General features: G+C 68.5%; 21 protein-coding genes and 1 pseudogene. 11 read left to right on the forward strand and 11 right to left on the reverse strand.

Translation table 11 applies throughout. The annotated features are described in order from the left end of the window. The 3 genes from P1N55_RS05260 to P1N55_RS05270 all read right to left on the reverse strand — a co-directional run bounded on the left by P1N55_RS05260 (position 1) and on the right by P1N55_RS05270 (position 4,351). Positions 1-1,746 carry a polymer-forming cytoskeletal protein gene (locus P1N55_RS05260; protein ID WP_276277907.1) on the reverse strand — a complete coding sequence of 582 codons (1,746 nt, stop codon included), beginning with the start codon at positions 1,744-1,746 and terminating at the stop codon, positions 1-3. 159 nt (positions 1,747-1,905) lie between these two features. Beyond that, positions 1,906-3,690 (reverse strand): DUF7289 family protein, encoded by a 1,785-nt coding sequence (locus P1N55_RS05265; protein WP_276277908.1) that lies wholly within the window; start codon positions 3,688-3,690, stop codon positions 1,906-1,908. Positions 3,691-3,802: 112 nt separating this feature from the next. After that, entirely contained in the window at positions 3,803-4,351 is a 549-nt protein-coding gene (locus P1N55_RS05270; RefSeq protein ID WP_276277909.1) for a DUF4382 domain-containing protein, read from the reverse strand. Positions 4,352-4,579: 228 nt separating this feature from the next. On the opposite strand from P1N55_RS05270, the gene P1N55_RS05275 reads away from it, so the two are divergent. Genes P1N55_RS05275 through P1N55_RS05290 form a run of 4 tightly spaced genes read left to right on the forward strand, consistent with a single transcriptional unit; the run spans position 4,580 to position 7,035 of the window. Further along, positions 4,580-5,044: a 30S ribosomal protein S15 gene (locus tag P1N55_RS05275; RefSeq protein WP_276277910.1), complete on the forward strand. Its 465-nt coding sequence runs from the start codon at positions 4,580-4,582 to the stop codon at positions 5,042-5,044. After that, on the forward strand, positions 5,044-6,162 hold the full coding sequence (locus P1N55_RS05280; RefSeq protein ID WP_276277911.1) for a hypothetical protein: 1,119 nt from the start codon (positions 5,044-5,046) through the stop codon (positions 6,160-6,162). The genes P1N55_RS05275 and P1N55_RS05280 overlap by 1 nt, the downstream gene beginning before the upstream one ends. Next, the gene (locus tag P1N55_RS05285; RefSeq protein ID WP_276277912.1) at positions 6,159-6,398 is read left to right on the forward strand and encodes a KEOPS complex subunit Pcc1; all 240 of its coding nucleotides are present in this window, start codon (positions 6,159-6,161) and stop codon (positions 6,396-6,398) included. The genes P1N55_RS05280 and P1N55_RS05285 overlap by 4 nt, the downstream gene beginning before the upstream one ends. Then, entirely contained in the window at positions 6,391-7,035 is a 645-nt protein-coding gene (locus P1N55_RS05290) for a 30S ribosomal protein S3ae (protein ID WP_276277913.1), read from the forward strand. Before P1N55_RS05285 ends, P1N55_RS05290 begins: the two co-directional genes overlap by 8 nt. Positions 7,036-7,123: 88 nt before the next feature. On the opposite strand, the gene P1N55_RS05295 is transcribed toward P1N55_RS05290, so the two are convergent. From P1N55_RS05295 to P1N55_RS05305, 3 genes are read right to left on the reverse strand one after another with little or no spacing between them, the layout of a single operon-like run. Next, a complete protein-coding gene (locus P1N55_RS05295; RefSeq protein WP_276277914.1) occupies positions 7,124-7,549 on the reverse strand; it encodes a plastocyanin/azurin family copper-binding protein in 426 nt (141 codons plus the stop codon). A 51-nt stretch (positions 7,550-7,600) separates the two neighbouring features. Beyond that, the gene (locus tag P1N55_RS05300) at positions 7,601-8,758 is read right to left on the reverse strand and encodes a 5-(carboxyamino)imidazole ribonucleotide synthase (RefSeq protein WP_276278679.1); all 1,158 of its coding nucleotides are present in this window, start codon (positions 8,756-8,758) and stop codon (positions 7,601-7,603) included. A 50-nt stretch (positions 8,759-8,808) separates the two neighbouring features. Continuing rightward, positions 8,809-9,384, reverse strand: a complete 576-nt coding sequence (locus P1N55_RS05305; RefSeq protein WP_276278769.1) for a hypothetical protein — start codon at positions 9,382-9,384, stop codon at positions 8,809-8,811. Between P1N55_RS05305 and P1N55_RS05310 the strand changes: the two genes are divergently transcribed. Then, positions 9,356-9,532 (forward strand): hypothetical protein, encoded by a 177-nt coding sequence (locus tag P1N55_RS05310; protein WP_276278770.1) that lies wholly within the window; start codon positions 9,356-9,358, stop codon positions 9,530-9,532. The genes P1N55_RS05305 and P1N55_RS05310 overlap by 29 nt on opposite strands. Before the next feature lie 486 nt (positions 9,533-10,018). Here P1N55_RS05310 and P1N55_RS05315 read toward each other — a convergent pair. Further along, positions 10,019-10,726: pseudogene (locus P1N55_RS05315) on the reverse strand (flippase activity-associated protein Agl23); the annotation flags it as partial. A gap of 90 nt (positions 10,727-10,816) precedes the next feature. On the opposite strand from P1N55_RS05315, the gene ribH reads away from it, so the two are divergent. Both ribH and P1N55_RS05325 read left to right on the forward strand, forming a co-directional pair. Beyond that, entirely contained in the window at positions 10,817-11,221 is a 405-nt protein-coding gene (gene ribH, locus P1N55_RS05320; RefSeq protein ID WP_276277915.1) for a 6,7-dimethyl-8-ribityllumazine synthase, read from the forward strand. Then, positions 11,218-12,378 (forward strand): pyridoxal phosphate-dependent aminotransferase, encoded by a 1,161-nt coding sequence (locus P1N55_RS05325; protein WP_276277916.1) that lies wholly within the window; start codon positions 11,218-11,220, stop codon positions 12,376-12,378. Before ribH ends, P1N55_RS05325 begins: the two co-directional genes overlap by 4 nt. Positions 12,379-12,403: 25 nt before the next feature. Here P1N55_RS05325 and P1N55_RS05330 read toward each other — a convergent pair whose 3' ends face one another. Then, positions 12,404-12,826, reverse strand: a complete 423-nt coding sequence (locus tag P1N55_RS05330; RefSeq protein ID WP_276277917.1) for an FAD synthase — start codon at positions 12,824-12,826, stop codon at positions 12,404-12,406. Then, positions 12,823-13,320: a Mov34/MPN/PAD-1 family protein gene (locus P1N55_RS05335; RefSeq protein ID WP_276277918.1), complete on the reverse strand. Its 498-nt coding sequence runs from the start codon at positions 13,318-13,320 to the stop codon at positions 12,823-12,825. The genes P1N55_RS05330 and P1N55_RS05335 overlap by 4 nt, the downstream gene beginning before the upstream one ends. A gap of 93 nt (positions 13,321-13,413) precedes the next feature. Here P1N55_RS05335 and P1N55_RS05340 point away from each other — a divergent pair, with 93 nt between their 5' ends. Continuing rightward, on the forward strand, positions 13,414-15,327 hold the full coding sequence (locus P1N55_RS05340) for a DHH family phosphoesterase (protein ID WP_276277919.1): 1,914 nt from the start codon (positions 13,414-13,416) through the stop codon (positions 15,325-15,327). 105 nt (positions 15,328-15,432) lie between these two features. Here P1N55_RS05340 and P1N55_RS05345 read toward each other — a convergent pair whose 3' ends face one another. Further along, entirely contained in the window at positions 15,433-17,076 is a 1,644-nt protein-coding gene (locus tag P1N55_RS05345; RefSeq protein WP_276277920.1) for a phospholipase D-like domain-containing protein, read from the reverse strand. A 43-nt stretch (positions 17,077-17,119) separates the two neighbouring features. Further along, on the reverse strand, positions 17,120-18,391 hold the full coding sequence (locus tag P1N55_RS05350) for a HEAT repeat domain-containing protein (RefSeq protein ID WP_276277921.1): 1,272 nt from the start codon (positions 18,389-18,391) through the stop codon (positions 17,120-17,122). Between the two features lie 167 nt (positions 18,392-18,558). Here P1N55_RS05350 and purE point away from each other — a divergent pair, with 167 nt between their 5' ends. The 3 genes from purE to P1N55_RS05365 all read left to right on the forward strand — a co-directional run bounded on the left by purE (position 18,559) and on the right by P1N55_RS05365 (position 20,440). After that, positions 18,559-19,212 (forward strand): 5-(carboxyamino)imidazole ribonucleotide mutase, encoded by a 654-nt coding sequence (gene purE / locus P1N55_RS05355; protein ID WP_276277922.1) that lies wholly within the window; start codon positions 18,559-18,561, stop codon positions 19,210-19,212. 129 nt (positions 19,213-19,341) lie between these two features. Next, entirely contained in the window at positions 19,342-19,755 is a 414-nt protein-coding gene (locus tag P1N55_RS05360) for an NADH-quinone oxidoreductase subunit A (protein WP_276277923.1), read from the forward strand. Beyond that, positions 19,748-20,440: an NADH-quinone oxidoreductase subunit B gene (locus tag P1N55_RS05365; RefSeq protein ID WP_276277924.1), complete on the forward strand. Its 693-nt coding sequence runs from the start codon at positions 19,748-19,750 to the stop codon at positions 20,438-20,440. Before P1N55_RS05360 ends, P1N55_RS05365 begins: the two co-directional genes overlap by 8 nt. Positions 20,441-20,521 lie beyond the last annotated feature (81 nt).

Consider the following 20,521-nt stretch of genomic DNA (forward strand, 5'->3'; position numbering starts at 1 on the left):
TCACCCACTCGTGACGTTCAGTTTGTTCTCCGAGATGTGGAGATAGGTCAGCCGGATGATGTTGGTCTGGGGCGGGATGGCGCGCTGGCCCAGGAGCGCCTGGTCGTAGTGGACCGTCCCGCCGTTGTCCAGTTCGACGTTGCCGGCGACGATGCCGCCGTAGAGATGTGCCTTGCCGATGTAGACGTCGCTCGACCCGGTGATGCCTGCGGGCGCGTAGATGACGCCCTCGTAGCGGATGGTCGAGGAACTCGACCCGCTGATGTGGGCCGCGAAGTCGGACTTGCCGTAGAGCCAGAACTGCGAGGCGTTCTGGTTGTCCGCCACGTCGACGACGCCGCCGGAGTTCGGTATCGAGAAGTGGGCGTCTCCGTTCGTCGTTTTACCCTGGACGAACACGCGAACCTCCCCGTCTCCGATCACTTCGATGCGGCCGTCCTGCTTGAGTTCCACGTAGTCACGGACCGCGATGACGATATCTCCGGACCCGGTGTCGAGCGTCAACGTATCGTCGTCGAGCGTCAGCCTGTCGAGGTAGTAGACGCCCTCGGTGAGCGTCTGGTCGCCGCTGTCGAGCGTGTCGCTCGTGATGGGGACGCCGGCGTCGCCGTTGTCGTTGTCGGCGCTCGCGTTGTCGACCTGCTGCTGGACAAAGCCGTCGATGGGAGCGGCGCCGTCGACGCCGCCGATCTGGGAGACGCTCCCCTCGACAGTGCCCTGTATCTTCTTGCTCGAGGTGTACTCGACGCTGCCGTTGACCCGCCCGCTCCCCTTGACCTCGACGCGGTCGCCGGAGCGGATCGACCCGTTGACCTCGCTGTTGCCCGTGACCACGACGTCGCCCGCGGTGGTGACGGTGCCGAAGGCACCCCTGGTGTCGGCGTACGCGCCCGTCCCCACCGAGGAGTCGTAGCTGTCGGTCCGGGCGGGGTCGCCACCGTTGCCCGAGAGGCGAATCTCGCCGCCGGCGGCCGTCGCGGCGACGGCACTGGTCACCTCCCGCGGGCCGGTCGGGACCGTCAGCGTGGCGGTGACCCGCTGGTTCGGGTGGTCGTAAGAGGCCTTGCCGTCGGTCCGCTCCTCGAAGTACCGGCCCCAGGCGCGGTAGTACTCGCTGGTGACGGTGACGTTGACGACGCCGGTCTCGAGGGGGTTCGTCCGGTCGGCGCTCGCGTCGGGGTAGACCTGGGTCGTCTCGTCGCGGGTCAGCGAGGCCCGGCCGGACAACGTCGTGTCGCCGGAGACGGTGATCAACGGGAGCGTCAGCGTCGCGTCGCGGTAGTAGAACTCCGGCGGCGAGACCATCACGGTCCCGTTCCGGGACTGCTTCCAGACGCCGCCGCCCTGGTAGGCGACCTGGCGGTCCTCGTTCTCGTAGACGACGGCGCCGAGCGGGACGTCGAGCAGGGTCGTCGTGGTCGCCGGGTCCGCAGAGGTGTTCGTGATGGTGATCTCCATCCGACCGGCCCCGCCGTCGACGCGGTACCGGGCGCCCTGGACCCGCGAGAGCGACACCTGCCGGCCGTTCGAAGCGCCCAGCGCGACCATCGCCGCCTCGGAGTCCAGCTGTGTCATCACTTTCTCCGAGCGCGAGACGTCCAGTCCAGCCTCGGTGTCGGTGAGCGCCGTCGCGCCCAGCCCAACGACCAGCGTCGACCCGACGATAACCATACTGAATGCGAGCAACAGTCCGAGCGGCGCGGACTGCGCGCGCTGTCGACCCTCGCGGCGACGCCAACCGGTCATTGCCGCTCCTTTGTTATCATGTGTGATAAATTAAGTGGCCATCTACCGAATTCGTGCTTAATTGAAACGCCAGCGGGAATATATACTCGACGCCCCGGCTATCAGACGTGAAACCTCGTGTCGGCCCCCCTCAGACGAGCCGACACCGGTCCCCGACAGTCAATCCTCGAACCGCACCGTGTTCTCGGAGACGTGCACGTACGTGATCTTCACGACGTTCGCACTCCGACTGACGACCTGCGTGTCTCCGAGTGCCCGGTCGTAGTGGATGCGGCCCTTGGTGTCGATATTCACGTCACCGGAGACGATGCCGCCGTAGACGTCCCCGTTTTCGACCCGGAAGCCCCCAGGGCCGTCAGCGCCGACAGGAGCCCAGAGCACGCCGGTGAACTGACCCCCGTTCACCGATGCGTTGAACGTGTCGTTCGCGTAGAAGCGAAGCTGTGGGGCGTCGTCGCCGGGGACGGAGACCGTGCCACCGTGGACTCTGAGACCGGCATCGCGCCAGCCCGAGACGCTCACCTTCCCGTCGCTCGGGTTCGACCCCATCGTCCGGACGTAGACGTTGACGCGGTTGTCCCCCTGGACGTCGATGGTGCCGCTCACGTCGACGTACTCGTCGACGACGATGGTGATCGCGCCATCGTCCGTGTCGAGCTCCAGCGTCTCGCCGCTGGCGAGGTCGATGCGCTCGAGGTGGTACCGGCCCCCGTTCTCGATCGTGACCGTCGACCGACTCGAGAAGTCGAGCGTGGGGTCCGGTCCGCTCGTTATCGCGTCGTAGCTGTCGTTGGCGTCGTCGTTGTCGTTGTCGTCGGCCACCTCTTTCCCCATCGTGGCGACGAAGCTATTCAGCGGTGACCGCGTGCTGACACCGGATATCTGCTCCTCGCTATTGTACGTGGCGCTCCCGGACGCGGAGAAGCTGTTCGTCCAGTAGATATCGCCGTTGATGTCGGCGTTGCCGGTGATGTCGACGTCGGACCCCGACCGAATGTTCCCGTTGAAGTTTGCGTTGCCCTGATAGTCGACGTAGCCGCCGAACGTGACGTTCCCGTTCGACCCCGTGGCGCCCGAGGAGTATTGTGAACAGTAGTCGCCCGGCTCCGACGAGTTGTAGCTGTCGGTGTAGAACGGGTTCGGTCCGGGCGGGTCCCCACAGGGACGCCCCCCGTTGCCCTGGACGTTGAGACTACCGGACGAGAGTCCGGCCACGGCCGATGTGAGTTTGGTGTTCCCGATGGGCGTCACCAGGTCGATGGTCACCCGTTCGTTGGGCGGGTCGTAACTGACCTCCCCGTCGGTCCGCGTCTCGAAGTAGTGTCCCCACGCCCGGTAGTAGTCGCTCGTTATCGTGACGACGATGGTCCCGTTCTGAATGGGGTTCGAGACGTCTACCTCGTTGGCTTTGGTCCGTCGAACCGACGCTGTCTCGCTCAGCGAGGAGTCACCCTCGACACTGATGATCGGGAACGTCAGCGTCGCGTTCCGGTAGTGAAACTCCGGCGGCGAGATCATCACCGACCCGCCGTCCGTCGCTTTCCAGACGCCACCGCCCTGATATGCGAGGGTGTTGCTCGCCCCAGTTGTGCGGACCGAACCGAGGTCACGGTCGACGAGCGTGACAGTTCCACTCGGTTTCTCGTGCTCGACAGTGACGTGCCCGGCTGTCTCGTCCAATACGTATCCATCGTTCACCCCACTCGGGATGTGGACAGTCCGAGCGTTCGAACTGCCGAGCGCGACCAGCGCCGTCTCGGAATCCAGCTGCGTCAGGGCTTGCTCCGACCGTTCGTTTGCCAGCTGATCTTGCGTCGTCGCAATTGCTCCAGACCCCAGCGCGACGACAGCCGTCGCGCCGATAAACATCACTGCAAACACCAGCAGGAGGCCCAGGGGTGCGCTCTGTGCGCGGGTTCCCAACTGAGGCTCTCTGGACCCCATAGTTCTTATACCATTCTATTGCTCACCTAATAAGTTCAGTGGCTCCGCTATCACTTTCGAGACTTGCCGACGATCACCAGCCGCGAGCGCCCTTCAGAAGGACGTGGTCGGGTCACTCGTACGTGACGGTAGTCTGTGACGGAACCGGCTGCAGGACGTAACTCGTGGCAGCACCGCGCTGGGCGGGACGGAGGCCTGCCGTGACGATGGTGGCGTCGCCGGTCCGGACCTCGAACGGCTCGCCGAACGTCAGTGGACCGTCGTCGGGCGTCGTAACCACCGCCTCGCGGCCGTCTGTCAGTGCGGCGTCGATGCCGGCGACCACGAGCTTGAGATAGACGTACTGGCCCGTCATCAGCTCCTGTTCGAACGCGAAGGCGGTCCCGTCGTCGGCTACCTCGACCAGGTCCACCGACACGTCCTCGACAGAAAAGAGCAACTCGGCGCCCTCGTGTTCCTCCGTTTCGGTGGCAGCTGCCGCCGGGAGCACGCGCAACTCGCTGACCGTGACGACACAGGATTCGAAGTCCGCGACGGCACCCGAGTCGTCCCGGAACCGCGTCACGAGGAGCCCCGTCTCGCCGTCCCGACCGGGACAGCCCGCGAGCGCACCGCTGCCGGCCACGAAGCCGGCCGTCCGGAGGAAGTCACGGCGCTGCATAGCGTGGAGGTACACGAGTCCATTATAAATGTCTGCTGCCCGCTCCCGCGAGATAGAAACCGTTTTGTCGGGCCGGCGACCAGGTCCCGGTGGGAACAGCACGACCGCAAATCTGACACGCCGCGGGCTTCCGCGGCTCGGGATTGCGGCCGTGTTCGGCATCAGCCGATGCCAATACGCCTCGCTACCGGTTAGCGACGAGCGGTCTGTGCCGTTCCAACCAGAACTATGGCACGAATGCACACACGCCGCCGCGGCTCGTCCGACTCGGACAAGCCCGTGGCAGACGAACCCCCGGAGTGGAGCGACGTCGACGAGGACGCCATCGAGGCACGCGTCGTCGAACTCGCCGAACAGGGCCACTCGCCCAGCGAGATCGGCCTGCAACTGCGCGACGAGGGCGTTCAGGGCACTCCCGTCCCGAACGTCAAACTCGCGACCGGCAAGAAGGTGACCGAGATCCTCGAGGCAAACGACGCCGACCCCGACCTCCCCGAGGACCTCCGCAACCTCATGGAGCGCGCCGTGCGCCTCCGCGAGCACATGGACGAGAACCCAGGCGACCACCAGAACAAGCGTGCGCTCCAGAACACGCAGTCGAAGATCCGCCGGCTCGTCGACTACTACCGCGGTGACGAGCTCGACGAAGACTTCACGTACAGCTACGACACCGCCGTCGAGCTCCTCGAGTGATGTCGGTGACCGGTCGGGACAGCGCGCCGGCAACCGCCGCCAGTGACCTCGCCGCGTCGCTGCGTGAGGCCGCCTTCGTGCGCCTCGTCAGCGGCGCATCCGGCGCGTCGCTGGCCGCGACTGGCGTCCTGGCGCGGGCGCTCGACGACGACGGCACGCCGTTCCAGGCGAGCGTCGTCGGGCCCTTCGCCGACCCCGACCGGACCACCGACGCCGACTGCGTGGTCGCGCTCGGCCACACCGGCCCGAACGCGGACGTCACGGTCACCGACCGGGTGGCCGCGACGGCCTTCGAGACCGCCCGGGAACTCGACGCGACGACGTCTCCGACCCTCGCGCTCGCCGGCACGCTCGCCGCGGGCCAGGTCGACGGGACGGTCGCGGAAGCGGCCGAGCGCGCTGGCCTCGAACGCAGGCCCGGCGTCGCCGTCCCCCTGGCGGACCTCGCCGACGGACTGGCCCACACGACGCTCCTGTCGGGGCCGTTCTCCGGCGACGAGGAGCGGGCGCGGGCGGCACTCGCCGACCTCGACCTGCCTGCCTCACCGTCCGACGACGACCACCGGCGCGTCGCGTCGCTGGTCGCACTGGCGGTGACGGGCGCCGAGACAGCGTCGGACCGCGCCGCGACGGCAATCCAGCGGGCACTCCGGCCTTACGCCGGCGGCCCGTTCGAGACGGTCGGCGGCTACGCCGACGTCCTCGACGCCGCCGCCAGGACGCGGCCCGGGACCGCCATCGCGCTGGCACTGGGCCACGACAGCGTCCGCGAGGACGCGCTGGCCGCGTGGCGACGACACGCGAGTCGCGCCCACGAGGCCGTCCGCGAGGCGACGACCGGCCGCTACGAGGGGCTGTTCGTCGCTCGCGGCGACGCGATGCCCGTCGGCACCGTCGCACGCCTCGTCGCGGACTTCCGTTCGCCCGAACCCGTCACCCTCGTCGTCACGGACGGCGAGGCGGCGGTCCGGGCCACCGACGGACGGGACGTGACTGCGCCGCTGCGGGCCGCCACCGACGCCGTCGGCGGCCGCACCGTCGCGACGGACGCCGGCGCGCGCGCGCAGTTCGACGTCTCCACGGCCGACCTCATCGAAGCGTTCCGGGAGGCCCTATGAGACGCGCCGAGGTCCGCACGACCCACGGGTCAGCCGACGCCGCAGCGCGCGTCGCGGCCGCACTCCGGCCCGACAACACCGACGAGATGGACACGCGCGTCGACGACGACGCCGTCGTGACCACCGTCGAGCGCGAGACCACGAGCGGCCTGCAGTCGACCGTCGACGACTACGTCGTCAACCTCCGCGTCGCAGCACAGCTTACGAACGACACCACAGAATCCAACCATGAGTGAACGAAGCGTCTCCAAGCGCAAGCAGCAAAAGCGGTGGTACACCGTGCTCGCTCCCGAACAGTTCGATCGGGAGGAGCTCGGCCGTACACCCGCAGACGAACCGGACCAGGTGCTCGGTCGCACCATCGAAACCACGCTGGGCGAACTGAACAACGACGCCAGCGAGAACAACACGAAGCTGACCTTCAAGATCAACGAGGTCGCGAGCGACTCCGCGTACACGGAGTTCGTCAAGCACGAACTGACGCGGGACTACCTGCGCTCGCTCGTCCGCCGCGGCTCCTCGAAGGTCGAAGCCTTCGTCACCGTGCTGACGACGGACGACTACCGCGTCCAGATCCAGCCGGTTGCCGTCACGACCAAGAAGGCCGACGCCTCCCAGGAGAAGGCCATCCGCCGGACGATGATCGACCTCATCGAGGAGACGGCAAAGGACCGCACCTTCGAGGAGGTCGTCGACAGCGTCGTCGAGGGACGGCTCTCCTCGGCCATCTACGGCGAGGCCAAGGACATCTACCCCCTGCGCCGCGTCGAGATACAGAAGACCACCCTCGAGGCCCGTCCCGAGGAAGTCGCCGCCGAGGAAGAGGCCGCCGTCGACGTCGACGAGGAGGACGTCGACGTCGAGGAAGCCTGAATCGGTCGCAACTCACTTTTCTGCGAGCCGGTCGCTACCTGCAGTCACCACCAGGGACACCGACACAGCGTCGCGAGTCGGGACGTGTTCAGTCGGACCCCGAGGTCACGACCACGGTCCCGACCATCCCGCCGCGCTCGTGAGGGATACAGAAGTAGGGGTACTCCCCCTCGACCTCGAAGGTGTGTTCGTAGGACTGCCCCTCGAAGAGCGTCCCGCGGTTGCTGTTGCCCCAGGACTCGCGTGCCCGCTCCTCGGACGCGAAGTCGCCCGACGCGAAGAACGCGGCACCGTCGGGCAGCTGGCCCTCGTAGGCCGTGACCGTGTGGCCCTGCTTGCTCGTGTTCACCCAGGTGAGCGTCGTCCCCGGTTCGACCTCGATGCGCTGTGGCCGGAAGGCCCGCGCCGACATGCCGACGTCGTAGTCCTGGGTCCCGCTGCTGCCGCCGATACACCCCGCGAGGCCGGCCACCGCGGCCGGTCCGACCGTCCGGAGGAAGGCCCGACGCTCCATAGCCGGCCCTGGGGTCTACGCGACTAAAGACCGCTCGGTTCGCCGGCCCGATCAATCCCGGAAGGTCAGACCGCCGCGCAGGTCGCGCGCGTCGGCCAGCAGCGCGTCCCGGTCGACGTCGTCCGGACCGGTCAGCGTGACGTGGCCCATCTTCCGCAGTTCGTAGACCTCGCGCTTGCCGTACCAGTGGAGGTGCGCCCGCGGCGTCGCGAGCACCTCGCGCTCGCCGTGGAGTTCGGCGGCCTGGCGCTCCTCGACGTCGCCCAGGACGTTGGTCGAGACGGTCGGGTATCGCTGCTCGGTCGACCCGAGCGGGAGGCCAGCGACGGCCCGGACGTGCTGTTCGAACTGGGAGGTGTGACAGCCCTCGATGGTCCAGTGCCCGGAGTTGTGCGGGCGGGGCGCGATCTCGTTGAGCAGGATCTCGTCGTCGCTGGTCTGGAACAGTTCGATGCCGAAGACGCCGCGGCCCTCCATCACGTCGAGGACGTCACGGGCCACCTCGCGGGCGCGCTCGCGGACCGTCTCGTCTGCGCGGGCGGGAGCGACCGACTCCCGGAGGATCTCTTCCTCGTGGATGGTCTCGGTCACCGGGTAGGTGTCGCGCTCGCCGTCGCCCCGACAGCCCATCACCGCGAGCTCGCGCTCGAAGTCGACCATCTCCTCGACCATCGCGGGACCGGCGATGGTCTCGATAGCGTCCTCGACGTCCTCGGGGCCCTCGACGGGGACGTTCCCGCGGCCGTCGTAGCCGCCGGTCCGGGCCTTGAGCATCGCCGGGTAGCCCAGTTCCTCACAGGCGTCCCGGAGGTCGTCGGCCGTCTCGACGGCGCGGTACTCGGGGACCGGGACGCCGGCCTCGGAGAGGCGGCGCTTCTGGACGAGCTTGTCCTGGATAGTCCGCAGCGTCGCCGGTTTGGGGTGGACCGGCGTGCCCGTCTCGGCGGCGACGGCCTCGAGGACGTCCGGATCGGCCAGCTCTATCTCGAAGGTGAGGTAATCCGAGCGCTCGGCCAGTTCGCGGAACGTCTCGCGGTCCTCGAACCCGCCGACCAGCTGGTCGCGGACCACCGGCGCGGCCGGGCAGTCCGGCGTCGGGTCGGCGACGACCAGTTCGAGCCCCAGGGGGGCCGCGGCCTCCCCCATCATGCGCCCGAGCTGGCCGCCGCCGACCACGCCGACGGTCGGGCCTGGCGAAGTGAGTGTCATGTCGCGGGCTTCCGGGGCGGCGCGCTTAAGCGTTGACTTCTGACCCGGTCTCAGCGGTGGGATTCGTGGACCCAGACCGTGAAGACGTTCTTGTAGCCGCTGGTCCGCAGCCGGTAGGTCTCCCCGGTGTAGCCGTTCTCGCGGAGTCGCTCTTTCGGGACCGTCGAGTCGTAGTCCTGCGTGATTATCATCGGCGGCCGCTCGGTCATGGCCGTCACGCCCAGCGCCGTCGGACTGTTCTCGCAGGCGGTCTGGACGTCCTGGGACGCGAAGTACCACGGAAGCGGGAGCGCGTTGTACCACCGCATACAGGTCGGCTCCAGGTCCCAGTAGGCGTCGTCCCACTCGGAGCGGTTCTGCTTCACGAAGGCCTCGTCCTCGTCGTAGGCGTCGCCCTTCTCGCCGTGGTAGACGACGACATCGGTGCCGTTCGCGTTGGCTGTCGCGATCCGGTCCATCGTCTCGAGCGCCGCCCGCGTCGACTCCTCTGGCTGGGCGAACTGCACCAGGGGATTGTCGTCGGCCGTCCCGTCGGTGTAGACGTTCGTCACCGCGACGTTGGCGACGAGCGCGGCCACCAGGACGACGACGAGGCCCGTGATCGCGACGCCGACGACATCGTCCATCGCCAGGGACTGCACGCCCCAGCGGTACACGGCCGCGAGTCCGACCCCGGCCGGGAGCGCCAGCGGCACGACGGCGTGGGTGACCAGCCACGGGGCGCCGATGTCCGTCCCGGCCGGGTATCCGAAGATAGAGACGAACCCGCCGTAGGCGACGAAGGGGACGAGGTGGCGCGCGCGGACGACCCAGGCGGTCGAGGGCGAACCCGAACACCGAGAACGCGAGCAGCGGCGCGGAGGCGTACCCGAGCGCTTTCAGCGAGGTGCCGAGGTGGCGCCGGTAGTTGTCCGGCGTCTTCTCCGAGGCCGGTTCGAACCACTCGCCGTACTGGTCGACCACGCGGTCCAGCGTGGCCTCGACCATCTGCGGGAACAGCCGCGGTTCGAAGATGCCCTGCCAGAACCCGACGGCGCCCTCCGAGGATGGGGCCGGCGGGTGTCTGAGCCCCTCGAGACCGGCGCCCCGGGGGGCGTAGAAAAACAGCGAGACGACGAGAAAAAGGCCGGCGGCCAGCGCGACGTGGCCGGCGTAGGCGCCCAGCACGCCCGCTGGGCTGTCGTGACGCGCGCGGAACGCGCGAACTGGCTCGACCAGCGTGTGAAGACCCCCGTAGAACCGGCCGACGACCCGGCGCTTGACGTCGCCGAGCGAGGGACCTGCCCAGACGAAGGCGGCCGCCTCACGGTAACCGTTCGGGAGGACGAGGACCTTCGCGAGCAGCAGGCCAAGCGCGCCGAACCAGGTGAGGACGTAGACGATGGCGTTCTCCTTCGAGGCGAAGCCAAGCGCCATGAAGAAGGCCACAGCGTAGAGGAATCGGGGCCGTCGCGTGTCGTAGAAGCGGACCAGCAGGCCGAACGCGGCGAACATGAACGCCGCGACGAGGACGTCGCTGCGCATGAACCGCGAGTAAAAGAGCACGACGGGGTTGACCGCGAGCAGAAGCGCCATCCCCACCGTCTCGCTATCGCGCAGGTGGGCACGGAACAGGAGCGCCGTCAGCGGCAACAGACTGCCGACGACGGCGACGGGCAGGCGCATCGTGAAGTCGTTCGGCCCGAGCGCGGCGAACACGTAGCGGTCGACGTGCTGGATGAACGGGCCGTGGATGATGCGCCGGTAGGCGAACGAGCCGGTCTCGCCGTAGTGGAGCGCCCAGTAGGCCACGCGCCCCTCGTCGAAGTGGGCTGGGCGCGCCCCCAGGAAGGCGAGTCTGAGTGCGAGTGCGAGTATCGAGACGCCGACGACCAGTTTCACGAGTGCGTGCTCGTCGGCGTCGAGCCACCGCTGGAGGCGGCCGCGGTACGCGCGGAGAGACGACAGGACGTCGCGAGACCCGACCATACAGGGGTCAAGCCCATGCGGGATTAGAATCCTTCTGGTTTCCCGAGGCGGAACGGTAGTACTTTAGTGCCGACAGCCACCCACTCTGGTATGGTGCAGCTCGGACTGGTCGTCGCCCAGTACGACAAACACGGCGCCGTCGTCGAGGCAATGACCGAGTCGGCGCGGGCGGCCGCGGCCGACCACGACGTCGTCGAGACGGTGACCGTCCCCGGGGCCTACGATACGCCGCTCGCGGCGGACCGACTGGCCCGTCGCGACGACGTCGACGCCGTCGCCGTCCTCGGGGTCGTCATCGAGGGCGACACGGACCACGACAAGGTCATCACCGACGCCGCCGCACGGGCCCTGACAGACGTCTCGCTCGAGCGGGACACCCCCGTTACCCTGGGCATCCTCGGCCCGGGGATGAGCCGGGCCGAGGCCGAGGCGCGGACCCACAAAGGGGGGACGGCCGTCACGAGCGCCATCGAACTCGCGACGCAACTACCATGACTATGGACTTTTCAGCACGGGTCGAACGTGTAGAGCCGAGCGCGACGCTCGCGATCAGCAACAAGGCCGCCGAACTGGAGGCCGAGGGCAAGGACGTCGTCGACCTCTCGGTGGGCGAACCGGACTTCGACACCCCCGAGAACATCAAGGACGCCGCCAAGGCCGCACTCGACGCCGGCCACACCGGCTACACCCCCTCCAACGGCATCCCCGAACTCAAGGCGGCCATCGTCGAGAAGCTCCACGACGACGGCCTGACCCAGTACGGCACCGAGAACCTCATCGTCACGCCGGGTGGCAAGCAGGCCCTCTACGAGATCTTCCAGACCATCGTCGACGACGGCGACGAGGTCGTCCTGCTGGACCCCGCGTGGGTCTCCTACGAGGCGATGGCGAAGCTCGCCGGCGGGACGCTCGCCCGCGTCGACACCGCCGCCCACGACTTCCAGCTCGAGGGCGCGCTCGACGACCTGGCGGCGACCGTCTCCGACGAGACGGAACTGCTCGTCGTCAACTCGCCGGGCAACCCCCACGGCGCGGTGTACTCCCGCGACGCGCTCGAGGGCCTCCGCGACATCGCCGTCGAGCACGACATAACGGTCATCTCCGACGAGATATACAAGGAGATTACCTACGACGGCGTCGAGGCCGTCTCGCTGGGGACGCTCGAGGGCATGGAAGACCGCACGGTCACGCTCAACGGCTTCTCGAAGGCCTACTCGATGACCGGGTGGCGCCTGGGCTACTTCGCCGGCCCCGAGGAGCTGGTCTCGCAGGCCGGGAAGGTCCACTCCCACTCGGTCTCGTGTGCCGTGAACTTCGTCCAGCACGCCGGCGTCGAGGCCATCACCAACACCGACGAGGCCGTCGCGGAGATGCGCGAGGCCTTCGCCGAGCGCCGGGAGTTCCTGATGGGCCTCTTCGAGAACCACGGCGTCGAGGTCCCCGAACCGCAGGGTGCCTTCTACATGATGCCCCACGTCGCCCCCGGGGGCGACGACACCGAGTGGTGTGACGAGGCCATCTCCGAGGCCCAGGTCGCCACCGTCCCCGGCAGCGCCTTCGGGACGCCGGGCTACGCGCGCATCTCCTACGCCAACAGCAAGGACCGCCTGCAGGAAGCGGTCGACCGCCTGGCCGAGGCGGACCTCATCTGAGGCCGGCGGCGAGCGGTCGGGCCGACTACGTCCGCCGGTCGAGAATCCGGTCGATGATGCGTCCGGTCGAGAGCAGCTCGTCGTCGCGTTCGAGCGGCGTCGCCCGCCGAACCTCGGCGTCCAGCCCCCGTTCGCGCAGGGCCGTCCGGAGCGCGTCCGCGTCGTGGTGCTGGTCGTACCCCAGCGCGATGACGTCCGGATCGATGCGCTCGATGGGGACGAAGATGTCCTCCGGGTGGCCCAGGTGTGCCTCGTCGACCGGCTTCAGCGCGGCGACCATCTCCCGGCGCTGGCCGTCCGGAATTACGGGCGGTTCCTTGTGGGTGACGTTGACCGAGCGCGCGACGATGACGTGCAGCTCCTCGCCCATCGCCGCGGCGTCCTCCAGGTAGTGGACGTGACCGGGGTGGAGGATGTCGAAGGTCCCCTGTGCGACGACGCGGGTCACGAGTCGAACTCCTCCTCGCGCAACTCGCGGTCGATGTCGGTCTGGTCGAAGTCGAAGAAGGCCTCCTCCGGCGGGTCCACGTCCAGCACCGGCAGGTCGACCGGGTCGCCCTCGCTGTCGAAGGCCTGCCAGTCGTCGGGTCCGTACGGGTAGCCGACGATGATGTGGACGTCGCCGCGGCCGAAGGTGGCCAGGTCGGCGTCGCTCGGTCGGAGCACCCCGTTCGGGTGGGAGTGGACCGACCCCGCGGCCCGCATGTCGTTTGGGACCATGCTCGTCTTGACCGTCGCGCTGACCGGGTTCGACTCGGTGCCGGGGATGACCAGCACGTCGGTCAGGACGGTGCCGTCCTCGTCGATGCCGACCTCGCTCGCGCTCGCGCCGCGCAGGAGGCCCATGTACTCGTTCGGGTGGGCGTCTTCGGACGCGGCGAGTGCGAAGTCGAGCGCCGACTCGGCGATGCCGAGGATGCCGCCCGAGCGAAACAACCCCATGCGTGGCGCTCGGGTCCGGTCGGTTCTAAGCGTTGTGTCTCGCGCCCAGGGATTTCGAAGAGTACAAACGGCGGCTTGCCGAAGAACGTGCAAATGTCTTCGCCAACTGGCACCCCCGACGGTGCCGTGGTTCCCGACGGGGGGACCGTCGTCTTCGATCTCGCTGCAGAGTGTACTGTCGACGACCTCGAGGAGGGCGCGCTCTACCACGCGACGGTCAACGGGACCGTCGAGTACGGCGTCTTCGTCGACCTCTCGGATGAGGTCTCGGGCCTGGTCCACGACTCGAACCTCGTGGGCACCTACGGGGTCGGCGACGACCTCGTCGTCGAGCTGGGCGAGATCCGCCCGGACGGCGACCTCTCGTTCGAGGAGGTCCAGATAGCCGACTACGAGGAGCGCCACGTCGCCCACGGCGATGCCCGCGACGTCGCGGCCCTCGCGGACGCGACCGGCGAGACGGTCGTCGTCGAGGGGCAGGTCGTCCAGATCAAACAGACCGGCGGCCCGACCATCTTCCAGGTCCGGGACACCACCGGCGTCGTCCCCTGTGCCGTCTTCGAGGAGGCGGGCGTCCGCGCCCACCCCGACGTCGAGATCGACGACGTCGTCCGCGTCTCAGGGCGCGCCGAGGAGCGCGACGGCGGCGTCCAGGTCGAACTCGACTCGCTGTCGATCCTCGACGGGGCCGAGGCCGATGCGATTCGGGCCGACATCGAGGACGCTACCGCGGCGGCCGCCCAGCCGGCCGACGTCGAGCCGCTCGTCGAGTGGCCGGCCTTCGAGAAGCTCTGGGACGACCTCCGCGAGGTCGCGACCGAGCTCCGCCGGACGGTGCTGGAGGGCCGCCCCATCCGGATGCGTCACCACGCCGACGGCGACGGCCTCTGTGCGAGCGTCCCGCTCCAGGTCGCGCTGGAGAACTTCATCGCCGGCCACTACACCGACGAGGACGCTCCCGACCACCTGCTCAAGCGCCTGCCGAGCAAGGCGCCGTACTACGAGATGGAGGACGTCACCCGCGACCTGAACTTCGCGCTCGAGGACCGCACCCGTCACGGGCAGAAGCTCCCGATGGTCCTCATGCTCGACAACGGGTCGACCGAGGAGGACACCCCCGCGTACCGCAACCTCCGCCACTACGACATCCCCGTGGTCGTCGTCGACCACCACCACCCGGACCCGGAGGCGGTCGAACCGTTCCTCGAGCACCACGTCAACCCCTATCTCCACGACGAGGACTACCGCATCACGACGGGCATGCTCTGTGTCGAGCTCGCCCGGATGATCGACCCCGACCTGAGCGACGACCTCCGGCACGTCCCCGCCGTCGCCGGACTCTCGGACCGCTCGGAGGGCGAGGCGATGGGCGACTACGTCGACCTCGCGCGCGAACAGGGGTACTCGGAGGGCGACCTCCGGGACATCGGCGAGGCGCTGGACTACGCGACCCACTGGCTGCGCTACAACTCGGGCGAGCAGCTCATCACCGACGTGCTCAACGTCGACTGTGACGACCGCGAGCGCCACGAGCGGGTCGTCGAGTTCCTCGCGACCCGCGCCGAGCGCGATGTCGCCGACCAGCTCGACGCCGCGATGTCTCACGTCGAACACGAGCGACTCGACAACGGCGCTCACCTCTACCGGATCGACGTCGAGAACCACGCGCATCGCTTTACCTACCCCGCGCCTGGCAAGACCACCGGGGAGATCCACGACCGGAAGGTCGCCGAGACGGGCGACCCCGTCATCACCATCGGCTACGGCCCCGACTTCGCCGTCCTCCGGTCCGACGGCGTCCGCCTGGACATCCCGCGGATGGTCACCGAGCTCACCGAGGAGGTCGACGGCGGCGGCGTCTCCGGCGGCGGCCACCTGGTCGTCGGTTCCATCAAGTTCGTCTCGGGGATGCGCGACGCCGTCATCGACGCGCTCGTCGAGAAGATGGCCGAGGCCGAGCTCGACGAGGCGCTCGGGAGCTCGACGACCCTGCCCGAAGAGATATAAGCGACCTCTCGCCCTTCGTTCGCGGTAGTCTGGGCAGGTTCGAGGGACTGGCTTGTGCGGAGAGTCGGGACGGTCCCCGACGAGTGTCCGCCTCGACGGGTGCGGTCACGGCGGACCGACCCCCGCGTTCGATCCGAACCTGACGCGGCGCAGCGCGAGGCCGGCGACGGCGAGGGCCCCGGCGGCGGCAGCGACTATTCCGACCGGCACGTTCGGCGTTCCGCCGCGCCAGTCGGCGTCGAAGACGGCCCCGTAGTACGAGGCCACGTCGCGCCCGTGGAGGACCAGCACCGTCTCGCGGTTCGCCGTCGCGGCCTGTTCGTTCCAGTTGAGGCTGCCAAGGACGACGGCCCGGTCGTCGACGACGGCACCCTTCGCGTGGATCTTCGCGTACCGACCGCTAGGGTCGGCGAGGCGGGCGGTAAGGGGCGCCCCGGTCCGGTCGGCCCAACGGTCGAACCGCTCGACGGTCCGCCGGTTCTCCTCGCGGACGTACCACGCGCTGCTCAAGAGCAGGCGAACGGTGATCCCGCGACGGGCCGCGCTCCGGAGCGCGCGCAGCAGGGGTTCGTCCCACGCGCCGACCGTCGGCTGGACGACGTCGACGGACGAGGTCGCGCCGTCCACCCGCGCGACGAGTTCGCGCTGGGCGTTGTCCGGGGTCACGAGCAGCGTTGTCCGGTCGACCGACACCGTCTCGGGGTCGAAGCGGCGGGGGTACGACGCCGTCGCGGGTTCGCCGCGCTCGAAGCGCCGGCCGTCGCGGTAGGTTGACCACCGGACCGCGTCCCGCCACCCGGCGTCGGCGCGGAAGGTCGCCGCGAGCCCGTCGACGACGGCCGGCTGGCCCGTCTCGACACCCCAGCCGCGACTGCTGTTGCCGCCCGTGCCCGCCGGCTTCCAGTTCTCGGTGAGGACGACGGCCCGGTCGTCGGCCACGGCGTACTTCGCGTGGTGGTACCGATACCGGGCGTGGGGCCCCGCGACGAGGCGGACCTCGATGCCCGCCCCGGCCAGTCTGTCGAGCGTCCGTGCGCCGGCCCTGGTCCGGCCGCCGACTGGTTCACCCTCGAGCAGGACCCTGACGTCGGCCCCGCGGCGCTGGGCGGCCACGAGCGCGTCGGCGACCCGTGCCGAGGTCAGCGTGTAGCCGGCGAGGTAGACCCGTCGGTCCGCACGCCGGATGGCGCGCAGCGGAGCCCGTGGTGCGTCGGGAAGCGTGAAGACGCGAACGTCGGCGGGACCACCGCCGACAACTGGCCGGTCGGTCGCTCCCAGCGGCCGCCAGCGGAGCGTCGACCCGTGCACGACGCCCACCTCCCCCTCGACGGCGTCGGCGTACCGGACCCGCTGGACGGTGTGGTTGGCCCGCCGGAGCGAGACGGTGTCACCGCCGTTGGCCAGTTCCAGCGACCCGTTCACACCGACGACGGCCGCGTCGGTCAGGTTCCGTACGCGTCGCGGGTCGGCCGTGACGGCGACGCGGCCCTCGACTGTCCCGTTCGGTAACTCGACCGTCGAGCGCCCGTCGGTCAGCGCGTACCGCGCCAGCTCGGTCCCGGGTGGCACCGACAGGACGACGAACTCGCCGCGGTCGCCGCCGGCGACAGGGTTCGGGTAGACGGCGTGGACCTGTGGGACGGAGGACTGCTCGGGTGGCGTGGGCGTATCCGGTGGCGGTGTCCCGCCGGCTGCGGGGCTCACGATAAGGAGCGAGACGACGAGCGCGACGGTGACCAGTCTCCGCATCGGCGGGTCTGGTCGCCCGTTCGCATAAAAAGGTACGCCCGGCTCAGGCGTCGGCGGCCTTCTCGGCCTCGGCCTGCACGAGGTACGCGCGGTCGTCGGCGTACTGAGCCGCTTCGTCTAGCGCGGCCTGCGTACCGATCTGTCGGAGCGCCCAGGCGGCCGACGCGCGGACCTCGTCGCTGTCGTCGGACGCGAGGATATCTGCCAGCGGGTCGATAGCCCGGGTGTCGCCGAGCAGGCCGAGCGTGCGGGCTGCGACCGAGCGGATCTCGGGATTCTCGGCGTCCAGACGGTTAGCGACCGGTTGGACCGAGTCGGAGCTCCCGATGGCGCCCAGCGCGCGCAGGGTCACTTTCTGGAGGGCGACGTCGCCATCCCCGTCGATGAAGTCGTGGAGCGTCTCGGTCGCGCGCTCGTCGCCGATCTTCCCGAGGACGCCGATCTCCTGCTTGTTGCGCTTCTGTGCGCGCTGGTGCATCACGTCGAAGGCGGGTTCGGCGTCGCTCCCGAGGTGATAGAAGATGTCGACGATGTTCTCCTCCATGAACTCGGAGCCGACCTTCTCTAAGGCGAAGAGGACGAGTTCGAGGTTCCCCTCCTGGGCGTGAAGCTTCGCGGCGTTCCACTCGGGTGGGAAGTCCTTTCGGTTCTCGTTGGTCAGGATGTCGTAGAAGCCCTTGGCGTCGAGTTGCTCCTGTACCGTGAGGTCGTCCCAGACCTCGGCGGCCTCGAGGTCGTCCTCGAGCGTCTCGGCGGCCTCGAGGAGCGCGGCGATAGTCTCCGCGTCGTCGTCGGCATTCAGATCTGCGTCGGCGATCGCGTCGGCGACGGTCCCGAGCGCCGCGGCGGCGGCCTCGGTGTCATCGCCCACGTCCGCGTCGTGGTCCACGTGCTCCTGGCTCGTCGCGAGGAAGGCGTCGACGGCGTCAACGGCATCAGATTCGCCGCTCTCGGTCCACTCGCTGTCGGTGACCGTTCCCTGTGCGGTCTCGAGGCTGTCGACGACGTCCGCGGCGTACGGGCCGCGCTGGGACTCGAGGTCGTCCTGGAGGTCCGAGAGGCGCGATTCGAGCGCCTCACGGGGGGCTTCGGCGTCATCCTCGTCCTCGTCCGGTTCGGGCAGGTCGGCGGCCTCGAGGTCGCTTTCGGCCGCCTCGAGCGTCGCCTCGACGTCGTCGAGGTCGGCCTCGGTCTCGGCTGCTTCGAGGGTCGCTGCTGCCTCGTCCAGTCGTGTCTCGAGTTCGTCGGCCGTGACGTCGGCCGCCTCCGCTTCGGCGGCGTCCTCGGCGTCGGGCTCGTCGTCCCCGTTGCTCATGTACGCAGGTGTGTCGGTACGGGCCAAGAGCGTTTTCCTTTCCCGGCGAGTCCATTCGTCTCGCTGCGCTCGACTCACTCCCTCGCCGAACAGCGCGACCGATCCGCGGTCGCTCAACCCCATCGGAGAGAGATACCCTTACGTGTCCGCCCGGCCGACGGCCTCGTATGCCCGCAGAAAGCGTACAGTCGCTCATCGACCAGTTACACGAGGAGGCGGCGATGGACCGGCCCGACGAAGCGACGCCCGACGTCGGCATCGTGATGGGGTCGGACTCGGACCTGCCGACGATGGCCGGCGGGAAGGGGAAACGGCCCGGCGCGTACGCGGCGCTGGCCGAGGAACTGGGCTTCGAGGAACAGACCGACTACACCGACGCGCCCGAGAGCCGCTTCACCTTCGAGACGTTCGTCGTCTCGGCCCACCGGACGCCCGACCTGATGTACGCCTACGCCGAGACGGCCGAGGACCGTGGCGTCGACGTCATCATCGCTGGCGCGGGCGGGAAGTCGGCCGACCTCCCGAACATGACCGCGAGCATCGCCTACCCGCTCCCGGTGATCGGGGTGCCCGTCCAGGAGAAGTCCGTCGACTCCGTCATCGGGATGCCCCAGGGCGCGCCCATCACGGCCGTCGACGCCGGCAAGTCGTTCAACGCCGCGCTCTCGGCCGCCCAGATTCTCTCCCGGGAACACGACGAACTGCGCGACCGACTCGTCGAGTACCACCGGGGCCTCCAGGAGGGCGTCGCCGAGGCTTCCCGTGATCTCCACGAGCTCGGCACGCCCGGGTTCAAGTCCGAGTACTGGGACGTGTCGTAGCGACGCTGAAACAGACGATTCGAGCGGTGAGAAACCGGCAATCCGAACCGCCCGAAATCGGGCGGCCGGAGTGGTTATCAACCCTTATATGCCAGTACTTCTAACCGACGTACGATAGGAGTTTCCCGAATGAGTAATCCATGGATCGCCATCGGCGCGCTGGCGGTCGTGGGGCTCGCCATCCCGGTCAGCATGATGGTGGTGTCGAGCATCCTACGGCCGAGCGTGCCCGAACAAGGCAAACGTGCCACCTACGAGTCCGGCGAGGTGCCGACCGGCAGTAGCCGACAGATTCGGTTCAACATCCAGTACTACATGGTCGCGCTGCTGTTTGTCATCTTCGACATCGAGACCGTGCTCATCTTCCCGTGGACGGTCATCTACCGCGACGCCGTCACGGAGGTCGACATGACGACGGTACTGGTGCCGATGGTCGTGTTCATCGGCGTGCTCGTCGTCGGGCTCGCCTGGGCGTGGCGCAACGGCGCAGTCCGCTGGGTGCGCAGTCCACGCGCGACGAAGGGAGCAGACACATATGAGTAGTGACCAGACACCACCGGCCGTAGAGGACGTATCGACACAGGAGGCCCGGATGGGCGAGGGCGTCGACGACCGCTTCAACTCGACGCTCCGCGAGGCGTTCGGGTCGACCCCGTTCATCCTGACGAAGTTCGACAAGTTCATGAACTGGGTGCGGGGGTCCTCGATGTTCATGCTGCAGTTCGGTATCGCCTGTTGCAGCATCGAGATGATCCACACCTACGCCATCAAACACGACCTGGACCGCTTCGGTGCGGGGGTTCCGCGCGCCTCCCCGCGCCAGGCGGACGTCATCATCGTCCCGGGCACCATCGTCTCGAAGTTCGCCCCGCGGATGAAGCGGGTCTACGACCAGATGCCCGAACCGAAGTTCGTCGTCTCGATGGGGTCGTGTACCATCTCCGGCGGCCCGTTCCAGGAGGGCTACAACGTCATCAAGGGCGCCGAGGAGGTCATCCCGGTCGACATCCACGTCCCCGGCTGTCCCCCCCGTCCGGAGGCGCTCGTCTACGGCGTCGCCAAGCTCCAGGAACGCGTCGCCAACGGCGAATCCTCGCCGGTGACGGTCAAGCCGTACGAACTCGAACAGTTCGGTGACCTCGAGCGGGACGAACTCGTCGACAAGCTCGCCGCGGAGATCGACGAGGACGACCTCGTCATGCGGTACAACTGGAACGACTCGCCATAACAATGAGTACGACAAGACAATCCTGCTCGCTTCGCTGTGCGGGCTGTGACTCATCTACTCACTCTCGACACCGGAGGTGTC

The organism is Haloarcula regularis, from assembly GCF_029338315.1.
Taxonomy (GTDB): Archaea; Halobacteriota; Halobacteria; order Halobacteriales; family Haloarculaceae; genus Haloarcula; species Haloarcula regularis.

Excerpts from the sequence above, each read along its gene's own strand:
- P1N55_RS05260 (WP_276277907.1), bottom strand. The coding sequence starts at position 1,746 with ATGACCGGTTGGCGTCGCCGCGAGGGTCGACAGCGCGCGCAGTCCGCG.
- P1N55_RS05265 (WP_276277908.1), bottom strand. The coding sequence starts at position 3,690 with ATGGGGTCCAGAGAGCCTCAGTTGGGAACCCGCGCACAGAGCGCACCC.
- P1N55_RS05270 (WP_276277909.1), bottom strand. The coding sequence starts at position 4,351 with ATGCAGCGCCGTGACTTCCTCCGGACGGCCGGCTTCGTGGCCGGCAGC.
- P1N55_RS05275 (WP_276277910.1), top strand. The coding sequence starts at position 4,580 with ATGGCACGAATGCACACACGCCGCCGCGGCTCGTCCGACTCGGACAAG.
- P1N55_RS05280 (WP_276277911.1), top strand. The coding sequence starts at position 5,044 with ATGTCGGTGACCGGTCGGGACAGCGCGCCGGCAACCGCCGCCAGTGAC.
- P1N55_RS05285 (WP_276277912.1), top strand. The coding sequence starts at position 6,159 with ATGAGACGCGCCGAGGTCCGCACGACCCACGGGTCAGCCGACGCCGCA.
- P1N55_RS05290 (WP_276277913.1), top strand. The coding sequence starts at position 6,391 with ATGAGTGAACGAAGCGTCTCCAAGCGCAAGCAGCAAAAGCGGTGGTAC.
- P1N55_RS05295 (WP_276277914.1), bottom strand. The coding sequence starts at position 7,549 with ATGGAGCGTCGGGCCTTCCTCCGGACGGTCGGACCGGCCGCGGTGGCC.
- P1N55_RS05300 (WP_276278679.1), bottom strand. The coding sequence starts at position 8,758 with ATGACACTCACTTCGCCAGGCCCGACCGTCGGCGTGGTCGGCGGCGGC.
- P1N55_RS05305 (WP_276278769.1), bottom strand. The coding sequence starts at position 9,384 with ATGGACGATGTCGTCGGCGTCGCGATCACGGGCCTCGTCGTCGTCCTG.
- ribH (WP_276277915.1), top strand. The coding sequence starts at position 10,817 with ATGGTGCAGCTCGGACTGGTCGTCGCCCAGTACGACAAACACGGCGCC.
- P1N55_RS05325 (WP_276277916.1), top strand. The coding sequence starts at position 11,218 with ATGACTATGGACTTTTCAGCACGGGTCGAACGTGTAGAGCCGAGCGCG.
- P1N55_RS05335 (WP_276277918.1), bottom strand. The coding sequence starts at position 13,320 with ATGGGGTTGTTTCGCTCGGGCGGCATCCTCGGCATCGCCGAGTCGGCG.
- P1N55_RS05340 (WP_276277919.1), top strand. The coding sequence starts at position 13,414 with ATGTCTTCGCCAACTGGCACCCCCGACGGTGCCGTGGTTCCCGACGGG.
- P1N55_RS05345 (WP_276277920.1), bottom strand. The coding sequence starts at position 17,076 with ATGCGGAGACTGGTCACCGTCGCGCTCGTCGTCTCGCTCCTTATCGTG.
- P1N55_RS05350 (WP_276277921.1), bottom strand. The coding sequence starts at position 18,391 with ATGAGCAACGGGGACGACGAGCCCGACGCCGAGGACGCCGCCGAAGCG.
- purE (WP_276277922.1), top strand. The coding sequence starts at position 18,559 with ATGCCCGCAGAAAGCGTACAGTCGCTCATCGACCAGTTACACGAGGAG.
- P1N55_RS05360 (WP_276277923.1), top strand. The coding sequence starts at position 19,342 with ATGAGTAATCCATGGATCGCCATCGGCGCGCTGGCGGTCGTGGGGCTC.
- P1N55_RS05365 (WP_276277924.1), top strand. The coding sequence starts at position 19,748 with ATGAGTAGTGACCAGACACCACCGGCCGTAGAGGACGTATCGACACAG.